The organism is Serratia sp. BNK-23 (assembly GCF_047456145.1).
Lineage (GTDB): Bacteria > Pseudomonadota > Gammaproteobacteria > Enterobacterales > Enterobacteriaceae > Serratia > Serratia nematodiphila.
The window spans coordinates 2,443,023-2,468,622 of the sequence record NZ_CP179900.1 but is presented as its reverse complement, the minus strand read 5'-3'; the positions used below and the strand labels follow the sequence as shown (position 1 = coordinate 2,468,622).

The following is a 25,600-nucleotide window of genomic DNA, read 5'->3' as shown; positions in this document are numbered from 1 at the left end:
ACATAATTGCAGCTGATATGCCGGCAGGCGCTTAGGGGATCTGAGCGAGCAGGGTATAGTTTAACTTCACCGAAGCAGGGATCGACGCAACCATGAAAAAACACCACAAAGCCACCGCCAGCGACGTCGCCGAAAAGGCAGGCGTCTCTAAATGGACGGTATCGCGCGCCTTTACGCCCGGTGCGTCGATCTCGGACAGCGCGCGTGATAGCGTGTTGGCGGCGGCGGCCGAGCTGGGCTATCGGCCAAACCTGCTGGCGCGCAGCCTGTCGCAAAAACGCACGCACATCATTGGCGTGGCCATCGACGAGATGAAGAACCCGCATTCGATGATGATGCTCGATATGGTCACCAAACAGCTGCAAACTCGCGGTTATATGGCGCTGCTGCTGAACATCACTGCGGGGGAAAACTACCGGGCGGTGATGGCGATGGCCGATCAGCTGCAGGTCGACGGAATTCTGTTCCTGGCGACGGTGTTAACCAAAGAGTGGGCGGCGATCGCGCAAGATCTGCATCAGATCCCGCTGGTGCAGGTGTGCCGCAATACGGAAAGCGAACACATTGATGTGGTCAATATCGACGGCTACCGCGCCGGCGAAGAGATCGCTGCGCTGCTGATAGAACAAGGGCATCGGCGCTTTGGTTACATGAAGGGGCCGGACACGCAAAGCAGCCATTTACTGCGCATGGAAGGCTACCGCGACAGACTGATGGCCGCCGGCTTTCGGCTGGATCGGGTGCTCACCGCCGGCCACTACGATCGCCAACGCGGTTTCCAGCTGATGAGCGAATACCTGCAGGCAACGCAGGAAAGCGAGCGGGTTGAGGCGCTGTTCTGCGAGAATGACGTGCTGGCGCTGGGGGCACTCGAAGCGCTCAGGCAAACGGCGCCGTCGTCCGCGATGGCCGTGGTGGGCTTCGACGATATCGATGAGGCCGGCTCAGCCAATTGGGCGCTGACCAGCTATAGCCAACGCATCGACCGGCTGGTTGAAGAAGCCTTGAATCGCCTGATCGACAATCGCGCCACGGCAGACGGCGCCTGGCGGCACGGGGAATTGCGGGTTCGGCGGTCGCATTTGGGAGATAAACAGGCGTGAGGCTTTTTCTTTTGGTGACAGCGTCACTTTGGAGGCTTGATGAGAGCTCATCGCGATACAAAGAAAAAACTCTATAGAAGAGAAAGTGTTACATCCAAAGGGTCCATCGCCAGCGGTGGTGAATACCGTTGGGGACGCCATGGCAAACAGGCGGACGATGAGCAGTTGCCGTTGCGTGAAAGCATGCATGGGCGGATACAACATGGCATGGATTACACGCCGCTATTTCAATTTCTGCTCAGTAAAGTGGGCCAACCCTGGAATGAAGTACATAGCGAAGCGGTTAGTCGATTGGACAAACCAGCACCCATTTTTTACCTGGTGGCGCTGCACCGTAAAAACTGGCGGAGCTATGTCTGCTGTGGTGAATCTAGCTATTACAGCGGACTGTGTGTCGATGAACGCGGGATACTGCAGAAAGTGAACCCGGCATTTACCGCAGAAGATGTGCCGGTGAGATGCCGTTGTTGCACCTACACGTTCAACGGGGAACTCGTGCCCGTCACGGAAAAGAACTGGCAAAAGCCTTATGAGAAGGAGTCCTGGGAATAATCAGGTCTCACGTCTCACGAGTGTCATTCTGGTGCAGATTGACTGCCGGAGTTTGCCAGATTTCACGTAGCGCGATCAAAAAGGAGGGTATTTTGACCCATTTTGCAGAGTGGCACAGCCAAATCCAGGCGCTTGAGGTTGAACTGCATCAGCCGCCGGTGCGGCGCGATCCGCGGCGCGTCGCGGCATTGCTGCATGAAGACTTTGAAGAGATTGGTCGTTCAGGGCTGCGTTATGACAAACGCCAAACCGTTGCGGCGCTGGAAATGGAAACTGAACATCCGCATATTTTTGCCGAAGGTTTTAAGCTGGCGCAAATCAGCGAAGGCGCCGTGTTGCTGACGTATAAAAGTTTTCAGCGTGATGCGCAGGGCCACGCCGTTCGTTGCACCGAACGTTCATCGATTTGGCTTCTGACAGCCAAGGCAGGTTGGCAGATGCGGTTTCATCAAGGTACGCCGACTAAGGGTTAAACTGAGATGGGGGCTTAAACATAAAAAAGGATATCCGCCTGATAAAGCCTTGAAGGTGAGGTGAGAAAGGACGGGCAGGATAATCCCGGTGCGTATCCAGTAATTCAATTTAACATAATATACATTATGCGCACCTAGATGCAGGTATGTGGATTATGCCGTCCAGGCCATGATTCATGGGGTTTCACCTGTGGCCAACCAGGCCAGCGCCAACTGCTCGTGCCGTTGAATCAATTCGTTTTTCAACCGGCCATAAGTCCACTGGATTTTGCCGGCAGTCTTCTGCTGCCTGGTATTTGATTGCCCTGTATTGCTGAGAACATCATAATGCTTGCGCAGATAATCTCTGAACGCCAAATGTCAGATCGCCTGTTCACTTCCAGCAATAAATGCATGCACGTGATGCGTGCGTTTGCCGTTTCCCTTGATGTCGTAACGCCTGCAGGCAATGCCGTTCTCGCTACGCGGCGTATATCCCATGTCACGCATCCTGTCATTCAAGCTATCCAACGCCGGCAGACTTTCAACCTCCAGCAATATATCAATCCTTGGGATCGTGATGATGCGCGCTGATATTTTCCACTCCAATAATGATGACCGGGCATGGTTTCCAATGGCTCATACCTGCCGGTATTGGCCAAAAACCCCCTGCTTTTTTGATCGCGCTACGTGAAATCTGATAAAACGTGGCGGCTACGATACTGCAGATTTCTCCCAAACGCGTCATTTAAGCGGGCAGTATTTGCACGCCAAATGCGCATTGGCGCGCGTTTCATTGCTTTCGGCGCCCACCACGGCGTTGGCTATACTGAATGGAAACATTCTTCCTCGCTCCAGGAGCCTCTCCATGTTTGATCATGTGAAATTTGGCGTCAGCGACTTTGCCCTAAGCAAAGCGTTTTTCCTCAATGCGCTGGCGCCGCTGGGCGTAAAAATCGTTGCTGAAGGCGAGCCCGGCTATGGCGTCGAACTTTGTCCCGATCGGGGTAATGTGTCATTGTGCCTGTTTCAAACCGACGAAAAGCCGGCGCACCTACACCTGGCATTTGTCGCAAGCAGCCGTGAGCAGGTCGATGCGTTCTACCACGCCGCGCTAAAAGCCGGCGGCAAAGACAATGGCGCGCCCGGTTTACGGCCCAATTACCATGCCCACTACTATGCGGCATTTGTGATCGCCCCGGATGGCCATAATATCGAGGCAGTTTGCCACAATTCGATGGACTAGTGATTTTTCCAGTTAAAACAGCATATTAATCACGAGGTAATGCATTGGATTTAACATAACGCAATTGTGACATCGTCACTTAAAGTTACCCCGTCACGTCAATCCATTCTGCTCCGGTGATGCTGGCCAGCCGCTGCGGCGCAATTCTCACGCCTGAGTTATCGCTGCCGCCTGCCGGAAGCACTTCACTGTAGCTGCATAGGCTGCGATCGCAGTAAACTCTCACCGTTGCCGGTGCGGCAAAGGGGCAAACGCCGCCGGGCGGATAGCCGGTCAGCGCCTCCACCTCCTCCGTCGGCAGCATGCGTGCCTTTACGCCAAAGAATTGCTTGTACTTCTTGTTGTCGATTCTGGCGGTTCCCGCCATCACCAGCAGCACCACGCCGTCGTTTACACGAAACGAAAGCGTCTTGGCGATCTGCCCGCCCTCCACGCCAAAGGCTTCCGCCGCCAGCGCCACCGTTGCGGTGTTCTTTGCCAGCACCGTCACCGTCGTCTCCGGTGCGTGCTCGGCCAGAAAACGCTGAACGCGTTCTATGCTCATGCCCTGCCTCCTGATATTGCTAAGCCATTGATAATGCCGAAGTGATGGTTTCGGTTTTAACATCGCATGCTAAAAATGAGAATCAAAATTGTTCAAATCGATGAATCTGAACAAAGCTTTAAGGGGCCAACGCCTTTTTTATCTATCATTTTTCATGGAGATAACCGTATGACCACGCAAACGACAGCAAGGCCTTCAGCGGCCGCGGTGGCCGTCTATGAATGGCTCAATCCGATACCCTACGGATTTTTTACCGCGGCGCTCATCTTCGACATCATCTATGCCTGCGCGGCGAATATTCAATGGGTCAATGGTGCCAGTTGGCTGATCGCCATCGGCCTGATTTTTGCCATTATTCCCCGGCTGATTAACCTGGTGCAGGTGTGGTTCGGCAGCGGCCGGCTACAGGGCTCATCGGTCAAGCTCCATTTCTGGCTGAATCTGTTGGCCATCGTTCTCGCCATTATCAACGCTTTCGTGCATAGCCGGGATGCGTATGCCGTGGTGCCGCAAGGCCTGGTGCTGTCTGCGATCGTGGTCGCGCTGCTGAGCTTCGCCAACATTCTGCTGGCCGTGAGCGCCCGCGCAAAATAAGGAGGTTTTCATGAAGCTATCATCCATCGCGATTGCGCTTTCGGCCGTGTTGGCGCTGGCCGGCTGCGATAACAGCGCCGTCATTTCGCCGGAACAACAAATGGGGCCTGATCCGGCGTTGCCGGCGGCGCAAGACTTCCTGATGCCGCCGATGCAGGTGCCAAAGGGCGTGGGCTGGCAGCAAAACCAGATGCCGAAAGTCGCCGAAGGCTTAAAAATTGACAAGGTGGCAGACGGTTTGCTGCACCCGCGTCAGTTGCTTACCCTGCCCAACGGCGATGTTTTGGTGGTGGAGGCCAACGGGCCGGGCACCGAAGCGGTCAGCACCCCCAAGCAGCTGATCGCCGGGCTGGTTAAGGGCAAGTCAGGTAAAGGGGGAAAAGGCGGTAACCGCATCACCCTGCTGCGCCCAACCGCCGACGGCAGTTGGGAAAAGCATGTCTTCCTCGAGGGGCTCGATTCTCCGTTCGGCGTTCAGCTGATTGGCAACACCCTGTATGTGGCCAACACCGGCAATATCATGCAGTACGCTTATCAGCCGGGCGAAACGCACATCAGCGATCCGGGTAAAGAGCTGGCCGATCTGCCGGACACCATCAACCATCATTGGACCAAGGCCCTGCTGGCCAGCCCGGACGGTAAAAAGCTGTATGTCGGCGTTGGATCCAACAGCAACATCACCGAAAATGGCCTGGCCGTAGAGTACCGGCGCGCCGCCGTGTTGGAAGTGGACACCGCCTCCGGCGCCAGCCGCATCTTCGCCAGCGGCCTGCGCAATCCGACCGGGCTGCAGTGGGAACCGCACAGCGGCAAGCTGTGGGCGATTGTCAACGAGCGTGACGAGATCGGCGCCGATCTGGTGCCGGACTACCTGACCTCGGTGCAGGACGGCGGCTTCTACGGCTGGCCTTACAGCTATTTCGGCCAGCACGTCGATCGTCGGGTGCAGCCGGCGCGGCCGGATCTGGTGGCGAAAGCCATCAAGCCGGACTACGCCCTCAGCTCGCACGTCGCGCCGCTGGGGCTGCTGTTCTACACCGCGAGCGCTCTGCCGGCCGACTATCGCGGCGGCGCCTTTGTCAGCGAGCACGGCAGCTGGGATCGCTCGCCGCTGAACGGCTACCGGGTCAGCTACGTGGCGTTTGAACAAGGCAAGCCGGTCGGTAAACTCAAAGCGGTGGTCACTGGCTTTGTCTCCGACGACGAGAAGGAACTCTATGGCGCACCGGTTGGATTAGCGGTCGATAAGGCTGGCGCCCTGCTGATTGCGGATGATGTGGGCAACACCGTTTGGCGCGTCAGCGCTAAATAACGTTAACGTGCAGGTTCCGAAGAACCTGCACGTGACATAGTCACTCAATGCTTTGCGCCAACCAGACCGTTCTTCCCCCGCAGGCGGGATCTTCCACCACATGATCGACCACGCGGAAGCCGTTCTCTTGCAGCAAGCGCGTATACTCCTCCGGCGCCAGGCTGGAGTGAAACAGCGGCTGGCCTTCGAAATTGCCGATCGCCACGCCGTCTGCAGGGCCGCTGGTGAACATCAGTGCGGCATTCGGCTTGGCGTGCCGTCTGAACAGTAGAAACATGCGGCGCTGATCGTCGCGCGCCAAATGGAAGAAGCTGTCCCAGGCCAGCAGGCCGTCGAATCTTGTCGCCAGATTCAGCTGGCGCATATCCATCTGCCGCCACTCCTGCTGTGGAAAACGCTGCCGGCAGCGTGCGATCATCGCCTGCGCACCGTCGATGCCGGTGACTCGATACCCTTGTTCAATAAAATAGGCGGCGATCGGCGCGCCATTGCCGCAGCCGAGATCGAGCAGCCGTGCATTGGCCGGGGTAAGCTGTAAAAAGCGGTCGAGCCACGGCCGCTCAAACAGCGTGGTGGGTCTGAGGCGTTCCCAGGCGGCGGCATGTTCGTCATAAAGCGGAATAATCGTGCTCGCCAGTTCTTCCGTCATTAATATTTTCCCCGTTATGTTATTGGCGCAGTAAAAATAGCCTTTGGCCAAAATTAACGCGCTTATCCGATAATATATTCATCAACAGGCCGTTGACCAGAAATAAAAGGTTTTAACATTTCGACATAAACCAGTACAATTCCCTACCCTGTGTTAACCCTTTTTTAGGTCGATTGTGTCGTTAATTCAGCCCCATGCATCGCGAAATCGGGCCGCCGCCTGGTTAGGGATGTTTGCCATTCTGATGTTGTTCATTGCGCCGGTGATCTCGCGATCCCTGGAGCATGTACGCGCCGGAAGTGCTGGAACGGCCGTCATGGCGGATTGCGGCATGGATATGCCGATACATCACGAGATGCACTCGCCGTCGCCTGAACCTGAAAAAGCCGCGCAGCCGCTGATGCAGCACGGCGGCGGCCACCACAACATGGCGATGATGATGGACGACAGCGCCTGCGGCTACTGCGTGCTGTTGTTGCATGCGCCGCTGCTGGACGTGAGCCACGCCCCGCTGTTCTGGTCCCTGCCGCTGGCTTCACGCCCGCCGCCGATCCACTATCTCGTTCCCCTGTTTGCCCACGTCGTTCACACCGAATTACAGCCGCGCGCGCCGCCCGTCTCTTTCCTCTGATTTAACAATAAGCCCATTGCCGTTCTCTGTATTGCCGTTGATCGCTTCAACCCGGCGGAATTAATTCGCCCAATGGTTAATCATCGAGACGACATTATTAGCCCGGTTATTTCCACGTTCAGGGAATTAACCCCCCGTATTTACCGATGGTGATTTTCGCCAGGCCTCCCCACGCCTGAATAATCCCTCGGCCAAGAACGGAAAAAGTTAGCTTAAGGAAAGATGATGTTTAAACCCGTTTATAAAAAGAACGCCGCCACCCGCGCCATTACCACCGCCATGCCGCTGTTCCTGCTGGCCGGCCACGCGGCGCAGGCGCATCAGCACCCTACCGACACACAGGTTAATGATGGCGACGTGATCACCGTCACCGCACCACTCTACTCTCCGCTAACCATCGTGACGTCACCGAAAACTCCGCGCCAGCCGGTGCCCGCCAGTGACGGATCGGACTATCTGAAAACCATTCCCGGCTTTTCTCAGATCCGCAACGGCGGCACCAACGGCGATCCGGTGTTCCGCGGCATGTTCGGTTCGCGGTTGAAGATCCTCACCGACGGTTCGGAAATGCTGGGCGCCTGCCCATCGAGAATGGATGCGCCCACCTCTTACATCTCGCCGGAAAGTTTCGATCTGCTGACCATCACCAAAGGGCCGCAGACGGTGCTGTGGGGGCCGGGATCGTCGGCGGGCACCGTGCGTTTCGAACGTGAACGCCCGCGCTTCGACAAGCCGGGCATCAAGGGCAGCGCCAGCGTGCTGACCGGCTCCAACGGCCGCTGGGACGAGAATATCGACGCCAGCCTCGGCGCCGAGCAAGGTTACTTGCGGGTGATGGCCAACAAATCCCGCGCCAACGATTATCAGGACGGCACCCATACGCGCGTGCCGTCGCGCTGGGACAAATGGAACGGCGATCTGGCGCTCGGCTGGACGCCGGACAACGATACGCTGTTGGAAGTGACCATGGGCCGCGGCAACGGCGAAGCGCGCTATGCCGGCCGCAGCATGGACGGTTCGCAGTTCAAGCGCGAAAGCCTGGGCATGCGGGTGGAAAAATCCAACATCGGCGAGGTGCTGGATAAGCTGGAAGCGCAGGTCTACTACAACTACGCCAACCACGTGATGGACAACGTCACCCTGCGCTCGCCGGGCAGCGGCGGCATGGGTGGGCACGGCGGCCATGGCGGCATGAGCATGGGCGGCCATGGCGGGCATATGATGTCCTCCGGCATGACGATGCAGCTCGATCGCCGCACCGTCGGCGGCCGCGTGATGGGCACCTGGCAGTGGCAGGACGTGAAGCTGGAAAGCGGCCTGGACACCCAAACCAACACCCACCGCAGCATGAGCCGCGGCAGTTGGGAAAAAGACGCCCAGTTCAACAGCTACGGCGCCTTCAGCGAACTGACCTGGTCCACCAGCGAGCAGGATAAGCTGATCGGCGGCGCGCGTCTCGATCGCACCCTGGTGGAGAACTTCCGCAACGGAGGCGATGCGGAGCGTTCCGACACCCTGCCGAGCGGCTTTATGCGCCTTGAGCACACGCTGGCCGAGCTGCCGCTGATGCTGTATGCCGGCGTCGGTTATACCGAGCGTTTCCCGGATTACTGGGAGCTGTTCTCGCCGAAGCTCGGCCCGAACGGCAGCAAGGATCCGTTCTCCAGCGTCAAGAGCGAGAAAACCACGCAGCTTGATATCGGCGCGCAGTATAACGGCAAGCGCTTCAACGGTTGGGTCTCCGCTTACCTGGGCCGCGTCGATGATTTCATCCTGTTCAAATACGATCCGCACAACGCGCGCCTCAGCCAGGCCGATAACGTCAACGCCAACATTATGGGCGGTGAAATGGGCATGGGCTACCAGCTGAGCGAACACTGGAAAACCGACGCCAGCCTGGCCTACTCCTGGGGTAAAAACACCAGCGACGGCCGCCCGCTGCCGCAGATCCCGCCGCTGGAAGCGCGCCTGGGCCTGACCTACGAGTACGGCGACTGGAGCGGCACCGGCCTGTGGCGTCTGGTCAGCAGCCAGCACCGCGTGGCGATCAACGAAGGCAACGTGGTGGGCAAAGACTTTGCCGATAGCGCCGGCTTCGGCGTGCTGTCCGCCAACGCCGCCTACAAGCTGAATAAGAACGTCAAGCTGAGCGCCGGTCTGGATAACATCCTGAACAAGACCTACAGCGAGCACCTCAACCTGGCGGGCAACAGCGCCTTCGGGTATTCGGCCAACAGCGCGGTGAATGAACCGGGCCGCACCCTGTGGGCCAAGGTTAACGTCACCTTCTAAGCCGTTCACCGGGCGATGGGCAACCGTCGCCCGGTCACGCGATATGCGATCCGGTTCTTAGGATATGAGTTTTAAGTTTTTCCCATCCGGTTAGGCGGCGATTACTATCATCCTCAGGTTAATCATTGCCCGGAGGGAATATGCAAAAGATCACTCGTTTTCTGGCCCTGCTCGGCGAGCTGATGATCGAAAAAGCCGAAGACACCGCACCACAGGCTGCCCAGCCTGACGATCGTGACGACGCGTTGCCACCGCGCCTTGAGCGTGGTGTTCCGCTGGCCGACCGCTTCCTGTTCATGTAATTTCCCGCGCTGTTTCCGCTCACACTGAACGCACGATATGTTCGCGCAGCCACCGGTGAGCGGGATCTCTATGCGATCGTTCGTGCCACAGCATGGTCATTTCAAAACCCGGCACCGCCAGCGGCGGCGTGATCTGCTGCAATAGAGGCTGGTTGCGCACCAGCCGCTCCGGCAACATCGCCACCAAATCGGACTGCGTCAGTACCGAGATCACAAATAGAAAATGCGGCACGGAAAGCACCACGCGCCGCGTCAGCCCCACGTCCGCCAGCACCTGGTCGGTGATGCCGTAGAAACCGCCGCCGTCCGGCGAGACCATCACCTGCTCCAATTCGCAAAATTGCGCCAGCGTCAGGTTTTCATGCAGCTTAGGGTGACCGACTCTGCCCACCAGCACATAGCGTTCACTGAACAGCGTACGCTGACGCAGACCGGGCGGCGCCCCTTCGCGGGTGTGAAACGCCAGATCGATCTCTCCCTGTTCCGCCAGTTTGGCGATGCGTGCCGGCGCGGTTTCCAGCACCGCCAGCCGGGTGCCGGGCGCCGCCGAGCGCAAACCGTTCAGCGCGGGCAGCACGATGGTGGATTCGCCATAGTCGAAGGCAGCCACTCGCCAGGTATCAGTCGCCACGGCGGGATCGAACGGCGTGGCCGGCGTCACCGCCAACTCAAGCACCGCCAGCGCCTGACTCAGCGGTTCCCGCAGCTGTTCCGCTCTGGCGGTCGGACGCATGCCGCGCGGGCCGGGCAGCAGCAGCGGATCGTCAAAGATCGCCCGCAGTTTGGCGAGATGCACGCTGACCGCCGGCTGAGAGAAATTGAGCCGCTGCGCCGCGCGCGTGACGTTGTTCTCCGCCAGCAGCGCGTCGAGCGTTACCAGCAGATTGAGATCCAGCCGCCTTAAATTATTCATGGTTATACCTGGGGTAACAGTAATTCATTTCTAATATACCTTGTGACGCCCTAACCTGCAGCTCTCACCCCAAGGAGTGTTGTTATGAATGTATTGATTGTTTACGCCCACCCAGAGCCACTGTCGCTGACCGGTTCACTGAAAAACTTCGCCGTTGAGCGCCTGACGCAGGCCGGCCATCAGGTCCAGGTGTCAGACCTGTACGCCATGAAGTGGAAAGCGGCGATCGACGCCGACGACAGCCTGGAAGGCGCATCAGGGCCCCGTTTCGATCCTTCGCTGGATTCCCGGCGCGCATTCGCCAACGGCGTGCAAAGCGCCGATATTGAACGGGAGCAGCAAAAGCTGCGTTGGGCGGACGCGGTGCTGCTGCAGTTCCCGCTGTGGTGGTTCTCGATGCCGGCGATCCTGAAAGGCTGGGTCGATCGCGTCTATGCCTATGGTTTTGCCTACGGCGTCGGTGAACATTCCGATACCCATTGGGGCGACCGTTACGGCGAGGGTATGTTGGCGGGCAAACGGGCGATGCTGATCGTCAGCGCCGGCGGGTGGGGATCCCATTACGCCCCGCGCGGCATCAACGGGCCGATCGACGATATTCTGTTCCCTATCCAGCACGGCATGCTGCATTACCCAGGCTTCGAGGTGCTGCCGCCTTTCGTCACCTACCGCGCCGGTAAGACCGACGAGACGCGCTTTGCCGAACTGTGCGAGCAGCTCGGACAGCGGCTCGATAACCTGTGGCGCACCGAGCCGATTCCGTTTCGGCGGCAAAACGCCGGTGACTACCTGATCCCGCAGTTGACGCTGAAAGCCCATCTGGCGCCGGGGCAAGACGGCTTTAGCATTCACCTGAAATAGCGCGAGCCGCTCCCCTTATCGCGGCGCTGACACAGCGCCGCCCCCGAGGAGGAGTTTGGCGCCCAATCCCATCATGACCACGCCCGTAAATCGCTGCTGCCAGACCAACAAACGGGGACTGCGGGCGAGCCATTGCCCCACGGTGCCGGAGGCCATAGCGACAGAGCCCAGCGAAAGGATCCCGGCCAGCTTCTGAATGGAACCTAAAACGAGCAATTGCAACCAAACCGGCCCGGTTTCAGGGTTAACAAACTGCGGGAGAAAAGCAAACATGAACAGCAGCGACTTAGGGTTGGTCAGGCTGTTAATCGCCCCTTCTTTCACCGCCTGCCACCCGGTCATCATCCGGGGTTTCAGCACGGCATCGGAACGCTGCCGGCTTACCTTCAGCATTTTTATCCCCAGCCAGACCAGATAGGCGGCCCCAACCCAACGCAATACGTCCAACGCCAGCGGATAAGTATGCAGCAAGGTGGCGAGACCGAGCACCAGCATGGAAACCTGCACCATGCCGGCGACAAAAACCATGCCGAAAACATTGAGCAGCGCGATACGGCGGCCTTGGCCGATACCCCGGGCCAGCGTGAGCATCATGTCCGGTCCGGGAGACAGTTCCAGGAGGGTGAGTGCAACAAGAAAAGCAATAAACGTTTCGGCCGAAGGCATGGGGTTATCACCGGCTAATCATAGGAGACGGTAATCATATTCCTCCCCGGACATTCGCAACAGCACTATCAGGCGCATCCGGGGCGTATCGTTAATTCAGGGCGGCGAGAAATGCCCGATAGCCCTGCGCGCTGCTGTCCAGCTCGTGCTGCTGAACCTGCTCTGCCGCCCCGTCCGAAGCGGCTTCCTTGCCGTAAAAGGCAAAGAACGAAGCATAGTCGGCCCGCACGTAACCGGCGGTGACTTCAAACGGCCGGAAGATTTCCTCCAGCGAGTAGCGATAACGCCCTTCACGCGCGTAATCTTCTGCGCGCACGCCCGCCGTGACCGCCAGCGCCAGTTTCTTGTTCTGCATCTTATAGCCGCTGCGGGAACCGTAGGCCCAGCCGTAGGCCCAGCCGTAGGTGAGCACGTCGTCCAGCCATTCCTCCCTAAAATGGGCGTGTTACCGAAACAATAACACCAATGTTAACCCGCAATGTCCAAGTCGCCCTTTTTCAGGATGGATTGAATATACGTATTTTTGCAGGCAAGCGAGGGCAAATTACCTCGGTCAACAATGCCATCCTGATCCAATACTATGATCTCATCTGAGTAATCAAATGTTGAACGCCGGTGACTGATATTGATGACGATAGCGAAAGGATAGGCTGATTTTATGTTTTTCAGCACTTCTCTTTCATTTACAATATCCAGTGACGAGGTGACTTCGTCGAGAATAATGATCTGTGGCTGCCTGAGAAACAACCTGGCCAATGACAGGCGTTGTCGCTGCCCCCCTGACAAGGTCATACCATTATCTCCTATCGGCAAATCTAACAATTCGGCAGGATCGTTATACGGAATATCATTAAATTGAGCTAACTGCAACGCCTTGAGTAGTTTTTCATCCGATGCATGTGGGCACGAAATTTGTAAATTAAAGCGAAGAGTATCCATGAAAATATAGTCATTTTGCGATACATGGAACATTAACTTAGCTCGTGCTTTGTCAGACATGCCATTTGTTGGCATTTGATTAACATATATCTCGCCTGAGTCAGGCATGAGCTCCCCAGCAATCAGTTTAGCCAGGGTGCTTTTCCCAGCCCCGCTTGGACCGGTCAAGGTATAGAAACCTGGGGATGATAACGTTAAGTCCATGTTATGGATTGCATTCGTTCCATTTTTTTCATACGAAAACAGGACCTTTGAGAGCGTCACAGAGACACTTTCACCTTGGACATTGTTCATCACCGGATGATCATTTCGGGGAGGGGTGCCCATATCAGTAATAAACTTATACAGTGATACCGTGGATTTTTGCATTGCGGTATACATGGAGCCGATATTCTCAAGGGGGGAAGCCAATAGCATAATGTAGGAAGATATCATAACAAAGTGACCGAGCGTGATATCTTGACTCATGACGCGATAAAAGGAGAGTAAGAAAGTGGCACCAAAAAATAGAATGCTTAAAATAGACTCAATCAGCAGGAACCGGAAGTCAGCCTTAAGCAAGGCCTCATGTTTCTCTTCTATTGAGTTGAGTAAGTTTTTATATCTAGAAAACAAAAAATCATAAGAGTCACAAACTCTAACAGCATCTATATTCTTAACACTGTCTGTAATTATGCTGTATTTTTTTACCGAGGATGAATAAAAATCGGAATACAAAGTAACAATTTTCGGGTTAAATTTCCTCTTCGTCCACAGATAGATAACAAAGTAAAGTACGAAGAGTAATGCGACAACCACATCACCAGAAATCAATATTATTGAAATACTAAAAAACAACTGCAGGAGCGGAGGTAACAAATTATGCGAGATATTTCTCAGCAACGTTGTCAGTTCGTCCACTGCTTGATTCAACCGCTGTGTGACATCACCGGTATTCTCATTTGTCGTCATTTTATTTGAAGTAAACAAACTTTTGAAATAACTATCTGTCAGACTAATGACAACATTGTTACGCAACGACGTTATCAAAATAAAGTTAACTGCCGAGGATAGCTTTTTTATGCTCATCAGTGCAATATAGCTAATGGCAAGACCAATCACCGCAACGGATAAACTGTACGCTTTTACTTCGATGGCATTGACCAGATATGACATAATTACGGGTTGCACTGAGAACATCAGCGTGGTGATAACGGATATTAATACAACATAGACAAACTGCCATTTTACCGTTTGGCTTGATGAAGCTTTGAAGTACCTAAACAAAAACAAAAGTTTTTCCATATTGGAACCTTTTATTTTTTATAGTATGGCGGGGCCCCACCATACTTTGCAATCAACGGTCAGATAAAGTATTACCTAACAGACCACCTCACTTAACTCTTAGAGGTAGTCCAACCGTCACCCTTACCGACTTGCGTATCCGTCATCGTTGTTGTCTTGATCAAAAGCAGATCTTTTTCAGTTAACATAAATGCTCCTTTGTCGATAAATTAGCTAAATAGCATGCATTTTTCACTGCATGCTATTTAGATCACTTAATGATGAACCATAGAGCAGATGAATACAGTTACAGTAAAATCGGATGATGTTATCCCACTCTGAGAACAAAAATGCCTCGCGTAAACTGAGAACATACCCACTACGTGCTGCATAACACAGCTCGGTGAGAGGGATGTAATCAGATGATATATTATTCAGCATCATGTTAAAAAAAAGCCTGGATGCACGACCGTTTCCGTCTAAAAGCGGATGAGCGTGTACAAACATAACGGAAAAAACAATAGACACAAACAAACAGTGCGTATCATCATTTTTCAGTGCATACGCACGTAAGGAATACAATGACACACTAAGCATTGACATATCAATAAACTCGGTGTACCCACCCTCTTCATCAGGGACGGTTCTTATATTCCCCTGCCGAATAATGTTAGACTCATCTTTTATTTTTCGCCCGGCATCACTGATAAACCCAATGAACGATTCATCACTGAGCAGTTTATCTATAAAAACAGGTTCTGCATGCTGATAGAAAGAAAACTCTTTACGACTGGTCGCGTTTTCACTGGGGAATATTTTTGGATCTACATGATTACTAAGGCGATGTTGCAATAATTTTACCCTGTCTGTTTTTATTGCCTCAATAGCATTATTGACCATTTGTTCATATCCAATATTTGTCCTCTTTATCAATTGCTGAGTCTTACCCAGTAATACAAGACTATCCTTGTGAAGATGGCTTACATCAGGATATGCGAACGGTTGTAATTTGATGACATTACCATTTAGAACGTAGTTTCCCATGCTTCCTTTCTCTCTATCTTCCCTAAAACACCCAGCATAATTTCTTTTTTTTTCATAAATGCTTCATGTTTGTTAATGTTTTATTTCCCCCATCCTTCTGGCTCATTAGCGCCAACTTCAGTACGAACGCTCTGCTCAGCGGGAAAAAATCTGCGTGCTGCATCGGCACCATTTCGTACAAGACGCTCAGTTCGACGCTTAAAGAACTGGAAAAAGATCGGCTAGTGGTGAGAAAGGAGTATCCGCAGATCCCGCCCAAGGTGGAGTACAGCCTGTCCGAGCGCGGGCGTTCGCTGATCCCGGTGATCGACATGATGTGCCACTGGGGGGAACAGCACCGGCCGGAACCGCCGGTGCCATAAGGGGTTAATTGTCCGCCGCCGCTGAGGTTGCCGGCGCGGGTTCATCGTGCTCGACCAACGCGTCCGCCGGCCGGCACTGGCGCAGCGTGCGCACGCTGCAGGCCACCAGCACGCCCAACAAGGCGGCGAACGCACCGAACGACAGCACGCTCATCAACGGGGTAAACATCTTGCCCAGAACGCCGAGCCCCAGCGCGCCGATCGAATCGCCGGTCACGTCCTGTGCGGTGCCGAGGCTGTTCACCCGCCCCAGCAGATGGTCCGGCGTGTTGCTCTGGATCAGCATGAACTGCAGAAGTGAGGCGATGGCATTGGCATAGCCGTAGCACACCAGCGCCAACAGCGCCGGCGCCAGATGGCTGAACAGCCCCAGCGATGCGATGGCGGTGAACGCGACGATCGCGGCGGCCAGAATCAGCACGCCAGGGCGAGAGAAACGCCCCACCCAGCCGCTGGTCAGCGCGCCCAACATCGCACCGAGCGGCACTGCGGAGTACATCAGACCAATAGAGGACGCGCCGACGTGGTAAGCGTCCTGCGCCAGCGCCGGGAACAGCACCCTGACGGCGCCGACGATGCTCATCAACATCCCCAGCAACACCACCGAGCCGACCACCTTATTGTGCCAGACAAACTGGAAGCCGCTGGCGAGCGCGCGCAGCGGATGTTCCGGCTCCTGCTGCTGCGGCAGCAGCGTCGGCAAGCGCACCAGCGGCACAAGGGTGCCCAGCGTCCCGGCCGCCGCGACGGCGAAAGCGAGACCGACGCCGCCGAACACGATGATAATCCCGCCCAGCGCCGGCGCCAGGATCGCGCCGATGCGCACCGTCACCATGCTCAAGGCCCCCGCCGCCGCCAGGTTTTCACGCCCCACCAGCAGCGGGATCACCGCCATCAGCGCCGTCATGCCCAGCGCGCCGAAGAAGCCGTCCCAGGCCGCCAGCAGGTAGAGCGCCCACAGCGACGGCGCCGGGGCGAAGGCGTTCAGACTCAGTGCGACAAAACCCAACCCGCAGGTGCCGCGCGCGAACAGGATCAGCTTGCGGCGATCGTAGCGATCGGCGAGTACCCCGCCCAGCATCAGGCCGATAAACATGCCCACCCCGTCCAGCGCTACCGCCACGCCCACCTGCAACGTGGAGCCGGTCATCGCCTGGATCTGAATCGGCACCCCCACCGCCAGCATGCCGAGGGAAAACACCGACAGCATGCGGGCGCAGAAAATCGCGCGAAAATGCGCATTGCTTCTCAGCAAACTGAAATCAAGAAAAAAAGAAGGTCTGGCCATAGTGTCCTGCATATCATGTTTTAGTACGGGCCGTGGCGCACGCCCCGGCCCGGCTGCGTTATACCAACCCGTATTGCCGCGTCAGCAGCGAATGCAATAGCGGCCCGAGCGTCTCCAGCGAGGCCGGCGACAGGATGTCTGCGTGTTCGCAGCCTTGGTGATGGCAGATCAACCCATCCAGATACGGCGCCCACACGGCGTTGATATCCATCTCTGGCGGCAGCGTCCGGTCGGCGACGAACAGCGTCGCCGTGCCGTGGAAACGCTGACTGCGCGCCTGAGAAAGAAGGCGCACCGCGTCGCGGTAGTTGGCGACAATGCTGTCAAACATCGCCGCCTTCTCCGCCATCAGCGCCGGATCGCCATGATCTTCCGCCATAAACTCGGCCTGTTCCTGCGCCACCTCCTTCTGCGCCTCTTCCTCGGTGGGGCCGGTCCAGTCCTGGCCTTCCGGCGGATAGGTATCCAGCATGCCGAGGAACGCCACCTCCTCCCCCTGCTGCTGCAGACGTGCGGCCATCGAATGCGCCAGCGTGCCGCCGAGCGAATAGCCCAGCAGGTAGTAAGGCCCCTGCGGCTGCAGGCGGCGCAGAGTGGCGAGATGACGATCGACCATCTGCTCAATGTCTTCGCAGGTGGCGATGGCACCATCCGGTCTTGGCGACTGCAGCCCGATGATAGGGTAGCTCCCCGGCAGATAACGGCTCAACCCCGAGTACTGCCAGGCGAAACCGGAAGCCGGGTGCAGACAGAACAGCGCCGGGCCTTGGCCGGCCCGCAGCTGCAGGCATTCGCCGACGCCGCGGCTTTCGGCCGAGTTGGCGGCCTGCGCGTCATCAAGCAGATGCGCCATCTTCTCCAGGCTGCGGGCGAACATGATTTGCCCGACGCTCAGCGGCCGGGTGACGCGCCGACGCAGCTCCGCCGCCAGGCGCATCGCCAGCAGCGAGTGGCCGCCCAACGCGAAGAAGTCGTCATCGGCATACACCGTCTCGCGCCCCAGCAGTTCCCCGAACAGCGCCGCCAGCAGACGCTCGCTGTCGCTGTGCGGCACGCGGCCGCTCTGCGGGCTCAGCTGCGGCCGCGGCAACGCCTTGCGATCCAGCTTGCCGCTGGCGCTGAGCGGGAAGCTGTCGGTCATGACATAGCTGACCGGCATCATATGCGCCGGCAAACGCGCCTCCAGCGCCTGATGCAGTATGGCGGTATCCAGCGTCACGCCCGGTTGGGCGATCAGCCAGGCGACCAACTGCCGCATATCGGCGCCGCCCAGTCCCGTCGCGCCCTCGCCCAGTTCGATGGCGTGCACCGCCGCTTGCGCTACCCCCGGCTGCGCCAGCAGCGCCTGCTCGATTTCACCCAGCTCGATGCGCTGGCCGCGGATCTTCAGCTGATCGTCGCTGCGGCCCAAATACTCGACGCTGCCGTCCTCCAGCCAGCGGGCGATATCGCCGGTGCGATACATGCGAGCGCCGTTGCCGGCGGGATCGGCGACAAACCGCTGCGCCGTCAATCCCGGCCGATGCAGATAGCCGTCGGCCAGCTGAATGCCGCGCAGGTAGAGATCGCCGGCGCAGCCGACGGGCACCGGCCGCAGCATGGCGTCGAGAATGCTCAGTTGGGTGTTCCAGACCGGTTTGCCGATCGGCACGCCGGCGCCGCTCACCGCCGCCAATGCCTCGCCGGACGCCGGTTGATAGGTAACATCGACCGCCGCCTCCGTCGGGCCATACAGGTTATGCAGCGGCGCGGCAACCAATGCCTGATAGCGGGATGCCAGTTCACACGACAGCGCCTCGCCGCTGCAGAACACGCGTTTCAGGCTGGCGGAGGCGCGCTGCGGCGCCCGTTCGTTCAACGCCTCAACCCAGATAGCCAACATCGACGGAACGAAATGCAGCGTGGTCACGCCATAGTCGTCGATCAAGGTCGTCAGCGCCTGCGGATCGCGGTGCGCCTCCGGCGGCGCCATCACCAGGCGCGCGCCGACCATCAGCGGCCAGAAGAACTCCCAAACGGAAACGTCGAAGCTGCACGGCGTTTTCTGCAGGACCACGTCCTGCGCATCAAGCGCATACTCATGCTGCATCCAGAACAGACGGTTGACGATCGCCCGGTGGTTCACCACCACCCCTTTCGGCCGCCCGGTCGAGCCGGAGGTATACAGCACGTAGGCGGGATAATCGCCGTTCCCCGCCGGTGGGCGCGGCGCAGGCACACGCCCGCTGTCATCCAGCGCATCGAACCGCAGCGTCGGCGCCAGCGCGGCGAAGCGGGCATCCAACGCGCTCTCGGTAACGATCAACCGTGGCTTGGCGTCTGCCACCATGTAGGCCAGCCGCTCGTCCGGATAGCCGGTATCCAGCGGCAACCAGGCGGCGCCGGTCTGCACAATCGCCGTCAGCGCCAGGCTGAGGCGCACGGATCGCGGCAACGCCACCGCGACGATATCCCCCGGCTGAATGCCGGCCGCCGTCAGCCGCTCGGCCAGCAGCGCGGCCTGGCGCTGCATGTCACGGTAGCTGAGGCTGTGCCCGGCATCCTGCAGCGCGATGCGTTCCGGCGTGCGCCGCGCTTGATCGGCGATCGCCTGATGCAAGGTGGTGTCCGCCACCGCCTGCCCGGTGCGGTTGACTGCCGCGACCAGCGCCTGCTCCTGCGGCGTTTGCAATTGCCAGCGCGGCAGCGGCAGATCCGGCTGCGCTATCCACTGTTGCAGCAGCGCCATCAGCCGCGCGGCGAAGCGTTCAGGCTGCGGCACCGAATCGCGGTATTCCATCAGCAGACGCAGGCGCTCGCCCGGCAGCACCAGCAGCGTCAGCGGATAGTGGGTATAGCCTTTGTTACGGATGGCATCGCAGCGCAAGGAACCTGCGCCGCCAAGCAAGGCGTCGTTGTCCGGGTAGTTTTCCACCACCAACAGCGTATCGAACAGCGTGCCCGCCCCGGCCAGATGCTGGATCTCCCCCAAGCCCAAATCGTCGTGCTCCAGCAGTTCAATCTGCCGATGCTGCAGTTCGGTCAGTTGATCCGTCAACGAACGGTCATGCTGCAGACGAACCCGCACCGGCAGCGTGTTGCTGAACAGGCCAACGTGTTCCTCAATCCCTTCTATCTGGCCAAAGCGGCCGGAAACCGGCGAGCCGAACACCACGTCCTGATGGCCGCAACAGCTGGCCAGCTGCAGCGCCCAGATGCCCTGCATCAGGGTATTGAGCGTCAGCCCGCGTTCGCGGCACAGGGTCAGCAAGCGCCTTTCCTCGGCCGGCGGCAGCGTCATTTCCAACTCATGCACGCGATCGTTATGCGATTCACCGAACAACAACGTCGGGCGCACATCCTGCAGCGTCTCACGCCAGAGGCGGCGCGAGGCGTCGGCATCCCGCGCGGTCAGGCGGCGCACGATATCGGCGTAGTTCGAGCGCAGCGGCGGCAACGCCTGCTCGCCTTCACGCAGGGCCAGCATCAGATCGTTGAGCACCACCGGCGTCGACCAGCCGTCGACAATCAGATGGTGTGCGTTAAGGAACAGCGTGTAGCGTTCGCTATCGCCGTGTTTGATCCGCAGCGCATGCAGCATCGCGCCCGGCTGGTTAAACAGATCGCGCCGCAGCTCTTCCTGTTCCAGGTCATGCAGCGCCTGCGTTTCTTGCTCTTCGGACAGCGGCGGCAGCTTACGGCTGTCCAGCGGCCAATGGCTTTCCTGCGGTATCAGCTGCAGCGGTTCCCCCTCGCGGTTGAACCGGGCGGCCAGCTGCGGATGGCGGCGGATCACCGCATTCAGCGCCTGCTGGAGTTGATGTTCGTCCAGCTCGCCGCAGAGGCTCAGGCGCGTCAGCGAGTTATAGCTGCCGCCCTGCTGCGCCGTCTGCGCATGGAACAGCAGGCCATGTTGCAACGGCAACAGCGGCAGCGCCGCGGCCAACGGCCCGCACTCTTGCTCCCAGGCGCGCACCGTCTCATCGTCAACGTTCGGCTGGGCGATATCGGCCGCCACCAACGTTGCCGCCGCGCGTTCGGGATGACGCTCGGCAAACTCGCACAGTGAACGCACCGCTTGCTCGATGCCGATGTGCAGCTGCGCAATGTCGCTCTCGCTGAAAATCGCCTCCAGCCAGCTCCAGTTGATCGCCAGGCAGGCGCCGTCGCGCCGCTCTTCGACAAAGATATTCACCTCCAGGCCATACGACAGCGCCTGTTGCGCATCCTGCGCCACGGCGAAGGCGTCGCGGAAGCGGGTTTGGCTGCGTTGCGGCGTCCAGTGCCCCTCATCCTGGCTGAAACGCCCGAGGTAGTTGAACAAGATCTCCGGCGCATTGCGCTGCGCCAGCGCCGCCAGTTCGTCACGCTGCGGATGCAGATAACGCAGCTGGCCATAACCGACGCCGCGATCGGCCACCGCTCGCGTCGCCCGTTTCACCGCACGCACGGCCTCATTGTGCTCAGCGTCATGCAGTTCAATGTGCAGCGGATACTCCGCCGTCAGCCAGCCGACGGTGCGGGCCAGATCGAGTCCGTCGTCCAGTTCTGCGCGGCCGTGCGACTCCAGAGAGAAACGCAGCGAAGCGGCCTGGAAACGGCGGCGGCAGGCCTGAGCCAGCGCGCACAGCATGATCTCTTCAACCTGCGCGCGGTATCCCTGCGGCAATGTGCCGAGCAGCGCGGCGGTCAGCCGGCTGTCGAGCAACGTGCGTTTTTCCGATACGTCGCCAGTGCGATCGCTAAGCGGATCCAGCGCGCGTCGCCCCAAACGCGGTGCGCCGTCCGCCAGCATCCGCCGCCAGAACGGCAGCTCGGCTTCCCGGCGTTCAGCGTCGGCTCGTAGGCGTGCAGACCACTCATAGAGCGAGGTTTCTTCCGGCGGCAAGGTGATCGGCTGCCCCTGCATGGCACTGTCGGCCACCTGCCGCAGCTCGTCGAGCAGGATGCGCCAGGAAACGCCGTCGACTACCAGGTGATGGATCGCCAGCACCAGCCCCAGGCTCTGCCCGTCGCGCTGCAACAGGATGCCTTGCATCATGGTGCCGGCAGCCGGTTCGAGATGGTCAAGTGCGGCATCAAACGCCTGTTCCGCCGCTAACTCCAGCTCACCGGATACGTTATGAACCTGCATCAGCTCACCGGCGGCGGCGGTTTCAACCACCAACTGCCCCTCGCGGATCCGCGCGCCCAGCGCCGGGTGCGCCGCACGCAACTGCTCCAATGCATAACGCAGCTGTTCCGGTTGCAGCTCGGCAGGCACGCGCAGAAAAACGCCGTGCGCGAAGCGACGATGCATATCGCCCGTCTCGGCAAACCAGTACAGGATCGGCAGCCCGTCGATCGGGCCTTGCTGCACGCTGCGCGCGGCCTGAGAGTCTACGGCCAGCGGCTGCATCGCCTGCGCCATGCGCGCGGGGGTGTGCAGCGCGAAGATCTCGCGCGGCCGCAGCAGATACCCTTTGCGCCGCAGGGCGGTGCCCAGCCCCATCGCCGAGATGCTGTCGCCGCCGAGCGCGAAGAAATCGTCGTCGGCGCCGATGCGATCCATCCCCAGCAGCTGCGCCATGGCGCCGCAAATCAGCCTTTCCTGCTCGGTGGCCGGCTCGCGAATGCTTTGCGCCAGCGTCTCCTGCGGTTTGGGCAGCGCCTGGCGGTCAATCTTGCCATTCACGTTAAGCGGCAGCTCCGGCATCACCACCAGGATCGCCGGCACCATATAATCCGGCAGACGTTGCGCCAACTGCCCCAGCAGCTCGCTTTGCAGCGAGGGTGAGGCACGGCGCGCGTCATCCTGCACCGAGCAGTAACCGATCAGGCGATAGGTGGCGCCGATCGGCTCGGCGATCGCTACCGCCCGCCCCACGTCCGGCAAGGCGGCCAAGGCGCTTTCCACCTCACCCAGCTCGACGCGGAAACCGCGCACCTTGATTTGGTGATCGGTCCGGCCAATGAACACCAGCTGGCCCTCAGCGCTCCAGCGCATCAGATCGCCGCTGCGGTACATCACTTCGCCTTCGGCGAACGGATTGGCGACAAAGCGCGCCGCCGTCAGATCCGGGCGCCGCAGGTACCCGCGCGCGATGCCTTTGCCGGAAATGTACAGCTCTCCCGCCGCGCCGATCGGCACCGGCTGCAGGCGGCCGTCGAGCAGCCAGACTTCGGTATTGGCGAGGGGACGGCCAATCACCGGCTGTTCGGCGGCCGTGACCGGCGCGCCGAGGGTATCGACGGTGTATTCGGACGGGCCGTAATAGTTGTGGATCTCCACCTCCGGATGCTGCTGCATCAGGTTCCACAGCGTCGGCGTTGCCGCCTCGCCGCCGATCATCACGAACGCCGGCAGCGGGAACTGCCCCTTCAGCAGGCCGCAGTCCACCAGTTGCGAGAAGAATGACGGCGTGATGTCCAGCAGATCGATCGGCGTCTGTTGGGTTTGTTCGAGCAGCGCCCAGGGATCGCGGCGCAGCTCCTCATCGAAGATGACCAGTTCGCTGCCCATCATCATGCAGAACAGCGGTTCCCAGGAGGAGTCGAAAGAGAACGAAGCGGTATGGCCGGCGCGCAGGCGGCGCCCATGGCGAGCCTGGAATTTTTCGATCGCCGGGCCAAACAGCGAGGCCTGATGCGACAGGAACAGGTTCAGCAGCCCGCGGTGCGTGGACATCACGCCTTTGGGTTTGCCGGTCGAACCGGAGGTGTAAATCATATAGGCCAGATGCGCCTCGTTCAGCGGCGCACGCCGTTCGGCATCCGTTATCGGCGCAGCTTCGGCGGCCGCGCAGCGCGCCAGGCACGCTGCGTCGTCCAGGCACAATACCTGTGGCAGATCCGGCATATTGGCCTGCGTAGCGCGGTGGGTCAGCAACATCGCCGGCCGCGCGTCGTCGCACATCAGCGCCAGGCGTTCACGCGGGTAATCCAGATCGAGCGGCATATAGGCCGCGCCGCTGGCCAACACGCCGAACAGCGCGACCAGCGTGTCCACCGAGCGCGGAATGCCGATGGCGACCACGTCTTCCGCGCCGATGCCGCTTTCGATCAGCACTCGCCCCAGCTGCATCACCCGTTCGGAGAGCTGACGGTAGCTGAGGCGCACATCGCCGCAGGCCACCGCCAGCGCCTCGGGCTGCCGCTCAACCTGGCGCTGGAAAGCGTCCATGATTGACACCATGCCCGCCGGCGGCGTCAGATGCGCGCCGCGCCCCCAGGCCGCGAGCTGCTTTAACTCCCCTTCGCCGATCAACGCCAGTTGACCGTTCGGCTGGTGCGGCTGCCGCGCCAGTTGCTGCAGCCAATGGCCGATGCGCTCCGCGTGGTGATGCAAGGTGCGCGGCGAGTATTTGGCCGGGTTGGCCACCAACGACAGCGTCAGCACGCCGTTGCGAAAGCCGATCTCAAACTCGAGATCGTCGACCGGCCCCATCGCCAGCGTATGGGTAACGGCCGCCTGGCCGTCGAAGGACAAGGCGCTGTGGTAGACCTTGACGTTGATCACCGGGCCGTACAGCTCCTGATGGCCGCCGACCAGGCCGAGATCGCGTTTGATCTGCTCCGCTTCATAGCGTTGATGGCGGCGCGCCTGTTTGATTTGCGCCACGGTCGCCTGACAGACGTCCGCCAGCGACATCTCCGGCGTCACATTCAGCAGCAGCGGCAGCACGTTAACCACCGGGCCGACCGCCGCCAGCGCCTGGGAGCCCATACGGCGCATGAAAGGAAAACCGAGTGAAAAACGGGTTTCGCCGCTCATGCGCGCCAGATACATCGCCAGCGCCGCTGTGACGATATCGGCCGGTTGCAGCGACTGCAGCGCGCCATCGCGCAGCGCTTCGTCAAACAGCGATTCCGGCAGCACCAGCGCCTGTTTGAGCGGCCGGGCACCCGGTTCAACCTCCCGACTCTCCGTCGATAGCGACAGCGGCGACGGCAAATCGCGCAGATGCTGTTGCCAGAACTCGGCCGCCCGCCGGCGCGCCGGCGACGTTTGCCATTGCTGAAACTCTTCCACCACCTTGCCGAACGGGGTAAACGGCGATGCCGCCGGCGACAGCCCGTGACGCAGCGCGCGATAGATATCGGCGATCCGACGGGTGATGGCCTCGAAGCTGAAGCCGTCCAGGGTCAGATGATGAAAGCGCTGGTACCAGAACCAGCGATCGGCGCTGACGCGGATCACCGCATGGCGATAGAGCGGCCGTTCGCCGTCCGCCGGCAGATCCTGCGCCAGATCGTCGTTCATCAGCGCCAGCGCCGCCTGCTCGGCGTCCGGCCGCGCGCTGAAATCGAACCACTCCGGCGCCTGCACGCGTGCGGGATCGGCTATCAGCGGTAAACGCTGCACCGGCTGGCCGTCCTGCGCCTCAAAGAATCGCGCCTGAACCGTATCCGCTTCGGCCAGCCCCTGACGGATCGCGCGCTCCAGCGCCGAACGATCGATAGCGCCGTGCAGTTCGGTGTAGTGCGCCACGGCGAAGCTGTTGCGGCGCAGCGCGATTTGGTCGGCGATCCAGATCCCCGGTTGCGCAGCAACCAGCGGATAATCCCGATACTCGACCTGAGTATCCGGTAAAGAAAGCGTTTCTGACATGGTGTCTGTCCTTTCCCT

The 25,600-nt window shown here is 59.2% G+C and carries 21 protein-coding genes and 1 pseudogene; 11 read left to right on the top strand and 11 right to left on the bottom strand.

Annotated elements, in window-relative coordinates; all coding sequences use genetic code 11:
• Positions 1 to 92 precede the first annotated feature (92 nt).
• The 3 genes from ACMGF9_RS11620 to ACMGF9_RS11610 all read left to right on the top strand — a co-directional run bounded on the left by ACMGF9_RS11620 (position 93) and on the right by ACMGF9_RS11610 (position 2,128).
• Positions 93 to 1,103 (top strand): LacI family DNA-binding transcriptional regulator, encoded by a 1,011-nt coding sequence (locus ACMGF9_RS11620; protein ID WP_076741247.1) that lies wholly within the window; start codon positions 93 to 95, stop codon positions 1,101 to 1,103.
• A gap of 39 nt (positions 1,104 to 1,142) precedes the next feature.
• The gene (locus tag ACMGF9_RS11615) at positions 1,143 to 1,655 is read left to right on the top strand and encodes a hypothetical protein (RefSeq protein ID WP_015377889.1); all 513 of its coding nucleotides are present in this window, start codon (positions 1,143 to 1,145) and stop codon (positions 1,653 to 1,655) included.
• A 92-nt stretch (positions 1,656 to 1,747) separates the two neighbouring features.
• Entirely contained in the window at positions 1,748 to 2,128 is a 381-nt protein-coding gene (locus ACMGF9_RS11610) for a DUF4440 domain-containing protein (protein WP_004937905.1), read from the top strand.
• A gap of 174 nt (positions 2,129 to 2,302) precedes the next feature.
• Here ACMGF9_RS11610 and ACMGF9_RS11605 read toward each other — a convergent pair whose 3' ends face one another.
• Entirely contained in the window at positions 2,303 to 2,485 is a 183-nt protein-coding gene (locus tag ACMGF9_RS11605; RefSeq protein ID WP_261438153.1) for a hypothetical protein, read from the bottom strand.
• A 3-nt stretch (positions 2,486 to 2,488) separates the two neighbouring features.
• The gene (locus ACMGF9_RS11600) at positions 2,489 to 2,716 is read right to left on the bottom strand and encodes a GrpB family protein (RefSeq protein WP_071824286.1); all 228 of its coding nucleotides are present in this window, start codon (positions 2,714 to 2,716) and stop codon (positions 2,489 to 2,491) included.
• Between the two features lie 259 nt (positions 2,717 to 2,975).
• Here ACMGF9_RS11600 and ACMGF9_RS11595 point away from each other — a divergent pair, with 259 nt between their 5' ends.
• Entirely contained in the window at positions 2,976 to 3,353 is a 378-nt protein-coding gene (locus ACMGF9_RS11595; protein ID WP_015377890.1) for a VOC family protein, read from the top strand.
• Between the two features lie 85 nt (positions 3,354 to 3,438).
• Here ACMGF9_RS11595 and ACMGF9_RS11590 read toward each other — a convergent pair whose 3' ends face one another.
• On the bottom strand, positions 3,439 to 3,897 hold the full coding sequence (locus ACMGF9_RS11590) for a YbaK/EbsC family protein (protein WP_021503703.1): 459 nt from the start codon (positions 3,895 to 3,897) through the stop codon (positions 3,439 to 3,441).
• 168 nt (positions 3,898 to 4,065) lie between these two features.
• On the opposite strand from ACMGF9_RS11590, the gene ACMGF9_RS11585 reads away from it, so the two are divergent.
• Positions 4,066 to 4,491 (top strand): DUF2231 domain-containing protein, encoded by a 426-nt coding sequence (locus ACMGF9_RS11585; protein ID WP_015377892.1) that lies wholly within the window; start codon positions 4,066 to 4,068, stop codon positions 4,489 to 4,491.
• A gap of 10 nt (positions 4,492 to 4,501) precedes the next feature.
• The gene (locus ACMGF9_RS11580; RefSeq protein ID WP_015377893.1) at positions 4,502 to 5,803 is read left to right on the top strand and encodes a PQQ-dependent sugar dehydrogenase; all 1,302 of its coding nucleotides are present in this window, start codon (positions 4,502 to 4,504) and stop codon (positions 5,801 to 5,803) included.
• A gap of 40 nt (positions 5,804 to 5,843) precedes the next feature.
• Here ACMGF9_RS11580 and ACMGF9_RS11575 read toward each other — a convergent pair whose 3' ends face one another.
• Entirely contained in the window at positions 5,844 to 6,452 is a 609-nt protein-coding gene (locus tag ACMGF9_RS11575) for a class I SAM-dependent DNA methyltransferase (protein ID WP_015377894.1), read from the bottom strand.
• A 229-nt stretch (positions 6,453 to 6,681) separates the two neighbouring features.
• On the opposite strand from ACMGF9_RS11575, the gene ACMGF9_RS11570 reads away from it, so the two are divergent.
• From ACMGF9_RS11570 to ACMGF9_RS11560, 3 genes are all read left to right on the top strand, one after another.
• Positions 6,682 to 7,083, top strand: a complete 402-nt coding sequence (locus ACMGF9_RS11570; RefSeq protein ID WP_166445120.1) for a DUF2946 domain-containing protein — start codon at positions 6,682 to 6,684, stop codon at positions 7,081 to 7,083.
• Positions 7,084 to 7,308: 225 nt separating this feature from the next.
• Positions 7,309 to 9,375: a TonB-dependent copper receptor gene (locus ACMGF9_RS11565; RefSeq protein ID WP_015377896.1), complete on the top strand. Its 2,067-nt coding sequence runs from the start codon at positions 7,309 to 7,311 to the stop codon at positions 9,373 to 9,375.
• 140 nt (positions 9,376 to 9,515) lie between these two features.
• On the top strand, positions 9,516 to 9,677 hold the full coding sequence (locus ACMGF9_RS11560) for a hypothetical protein (RefSeq protein WP_015377897.1): 162 nt from the start codon (positions 9,516 to 9,518) through the stop codon (positions 9,675 to 9,677).
• A gap of 19 nt (positions 9,678 to 9,696) precedes the next feature.
• On the opposite strand, the gene ACMGF9_RS11555 is transcribed toward ACMGF9_RS11560, so the two are convergent.
• Entirely contained in the window at positions 9,697 to 10,590 is an 894-nt protein-coding gene (locus tag ACMGF9_RS11555) for a LysR family transcriptional regulator (RefSeq protein WP_166445121.1), read from the bottom strand.
• A gap of 84 nt (positions 10,591 to 10,674) precedes the next feature.
• Here ACMGF9_RS11555 and ACMGF9_RS11550 point away from each other — a divergent pair, with 84 nt between their 5' ends.
• Positions 10,675 to 11,451: an NAD(P)H-dependent oxidoreductase gene (locus tag ACMGF9_RS11550; protein WP_021503708.1), complete on the top strand. Its 777-nt coding sequence runs from the start codon at positions 10,675 to 10,677 to the stop codon at positions 11,449 to 11,451.
• A 15-nt stretch (positions 11,452 to 11,466) separates the two neighbouring features.
• Here the strand turns inward: ACMGF9_RS11550 and ACMGF9_RS11545 are convergent, their stop codons facing one another.
• The 4 genes from ACMGF9_RS11545 to ACMGF9_RS11530 all read right to left on the bottom strand — a co-directional run bounded on the left by ACMGF9_RS11545 (position 11,467) and on the right by ACMGF9_RS11530 (position 15,363).
• Positions 11,467 to 12,117 (bottom strand): LysE family translocator, encoded by a 651-nt coding sequence (locus tag ACMGF9_RS11545; protein ID WP_031299646.1) that lies wholly within the window; start codon positions 12,115 to 12,117, stop codon positions 11,467 to 11,469.
• Between the two features lie 91 nt (positions 12,118 to 12,208).
• Complete coding sequence (locus ACMGF9_RS11540) at positions 12,209 to 12,538, bottom strand: NAD(P)H-dependent oxidoreductase (protein WP_414160637.1); 330 nt, start codon at positions 12,536 to 12,538, stop codon at positions 12,209 to 12,211.
• Positions 12,539 to 12,585: 47 nt separating this feature from the next.
• Entirely contained in the window at positions 12,586 to 14,340 is a 1,755-nt protein-coding gene (locus ACMGF9_RS11535; protein ID WP_015377901.1) for an ABC transporter ATP-binding protein, read from the bottom strand.
• A gap of 231 nt (positions 14,341 to 14,571) precedes the next feature.
• A complete protein-coding gene (locus tag ACMGF9_RS11530) occupies positions 14,572 to 15,363 on the bottom strand; it encodes a Fic family protein (RefSeq protein ID WP_015377903.1) in 792 nt (263 codons plus the stop codon).
• Between the two features lie 158 nt (positions 15,364 to 15,521).
• On the opposite strand from ACMGF9_RS11530, the pseudogene ACMGF9_RS11525 reads away from it, so the two are divergent.
• A pseudogene (locus tag ACMGF9_RS11525) lies at positions 15,522 to 15,725 on the top strand (winged helix-turn-helix transcriptional regulator); the annotation flags it as partial.
• A 4-nt stretch (positions 15,726 to 15,729) separates the two neighbouring features.
• On the opposite strand, the gene entS reads toward ACMGF9_RS11525, so the two are convergent.
• Together entS and ACMGF9_RS11515 are read right to left on the bottom strand one after the other, a co-directional pair.
• Positions 15,730 to 17,013 (bottom strand): enterobactin transporter EntS, encoded by a 1,284-nt coding sequence (gene entS, locus ACMGF9_RS11520; RefSeq protein WP_075686259.1) that lies wholly within the window; start codon positions 17,011 to 17,013, stop codon positions 15,730 to 15,732.
• Positions 17,014 to 17,071: 58 nt separating this feature from the next.
• Complete coding sequence (locus ACMGF9_RS11515; protein WP_414160244.1) at positions 17,072 to 25,582, bottom strand: amino acid adenylation domain-containing protein; 8,511 nt, start codon at positions 25,580 to 25,582, stop codon at positions 17,072 to 17,074.
• Between the last annotated feature and the right edge of the window lie 18 nt (positions 25,583 to 25,600).

Bases quoted from the DNA above. Each gene is read 5' to 3' on its own strand.
- ACMGF9_RS11530 (WP_015377903.1), bottom strand. From the start codon at position 15,363: ATGGGAAACTACGTTCTAAATGGTAATGTCATCAAATTACAACCGTTC.
- ACMGF9_RS11585 (WP_015377892.1), top strand. From the start codon at position 4,066: ATGACCACGCAAACGACAGCAAGGCCTTCAGCGGCCGCGGTGGCCGTC.
- ACMGF9_RS11560 (WP_015377897.1), top strand. From the start codon at position 9,516: ATGCAAAAGATCACTCGTTTTCTGGCCCTGCTCGGCGAGCTGATGATC.
- ACMGF9_RS11595 (WP_015377890.1), top strand. From the start codon at position 2,976: ATGTTTGATCATGTGAAATTTGGCGTCAGCGACTTTGCCCTAAGCAAA.
- ACMGF9_RS11575 (WP_015377894.1), bottom strand. From the start codon at position 6,452: ATGACGGAAGAACTGGCGAGCACGATTATTCCGCTTTATGACGAACAT.
- ACMGF9_RS11565 (WP_015377896.1), top strand. From the start codon at position 7,309: ATGTTTAAACCCGTTTATAAAAAGAACGCCGCCACCCGCGCCATTACC.
- ACMGF9_RS11535 (WP_015377901.1), bottom strand. From the start codon at position 14,340: ATGGAAAAACTTTTGTTTTTGTTTAGGTACTTCAAAGCTTCATCAAGC.
- ACMGF9_RS11590 (WP_021503703.1), bottom strand. From the start codon at position 3,897: ATGAGCATAGAACGCGTTCAGCGTTTTCTGGCCGAGCACGCACCGGAG.
- ACMGF9_RS11515 (WP_414160244.1), bottom strand. From the start codon at position 25,582: ATGTCAGAAACGCTTTCTTTACCGGATACTCAGGTCGAGTATCGGGAT.
- ACMGF9_RS11545 (WP_031299646.1), bottom strand. From the start codon at position 12,117: ATGCCTTCGGCCGAAACGTTTATTGCTTTTCTTGTTGCACTCACCCTC.
- ACMGF9_RS11550 (WP_021503708.1), top strand. From the start codon at position 10,675: ATGAATGTATTGATTGTTTACGCCCACCCAGAGCCACTGTCGCTGACC.
- entS (WP_075686259.1), bottom strand. From the start codon at position 17,013: ATGGCCAGACCTTCTTTTTTTCTTGATTTCAGTTTGCTGAGAAGCAAT.
- ACMGF9_RS11620 (WP_076741247.1), top strand. From the start codon at position 93: ATGAAAAAACACCACAAAGCCACCGCCAGCGACGTCGCCGAAAAGGCA.
- ACMGF9_RS11555 (WP_166445121.1), bottom strand. From the start codon at position 10,590: ATGAATAATTTAAGGCGGCTGGATCTCAATCTGCTGGTAACGCTCGAC.
- ACMGF9_RS11615 (WP_015377889.1), top strand. From the start codon at position 1,143: ATGAGAGCTCATCGCGATACAAAGAAAAAACTCTATAGAAGAGAAAGT.
- ACMGF9_RS11580 (WP_015377893.1), top strand. From the start codon at position 4,502: ATGAAGCTATCATCCATCGCGATTGCGCTTTCGGCCGTGTTGGCGCTG.
- ACMGF9_RS11570 (WP_166445120.1), top strand. From the start codon at position 6,682: ATGTTTGCCATTCTGATGTTGTTCATTGCGCCGGTGATCTCGCGATCC.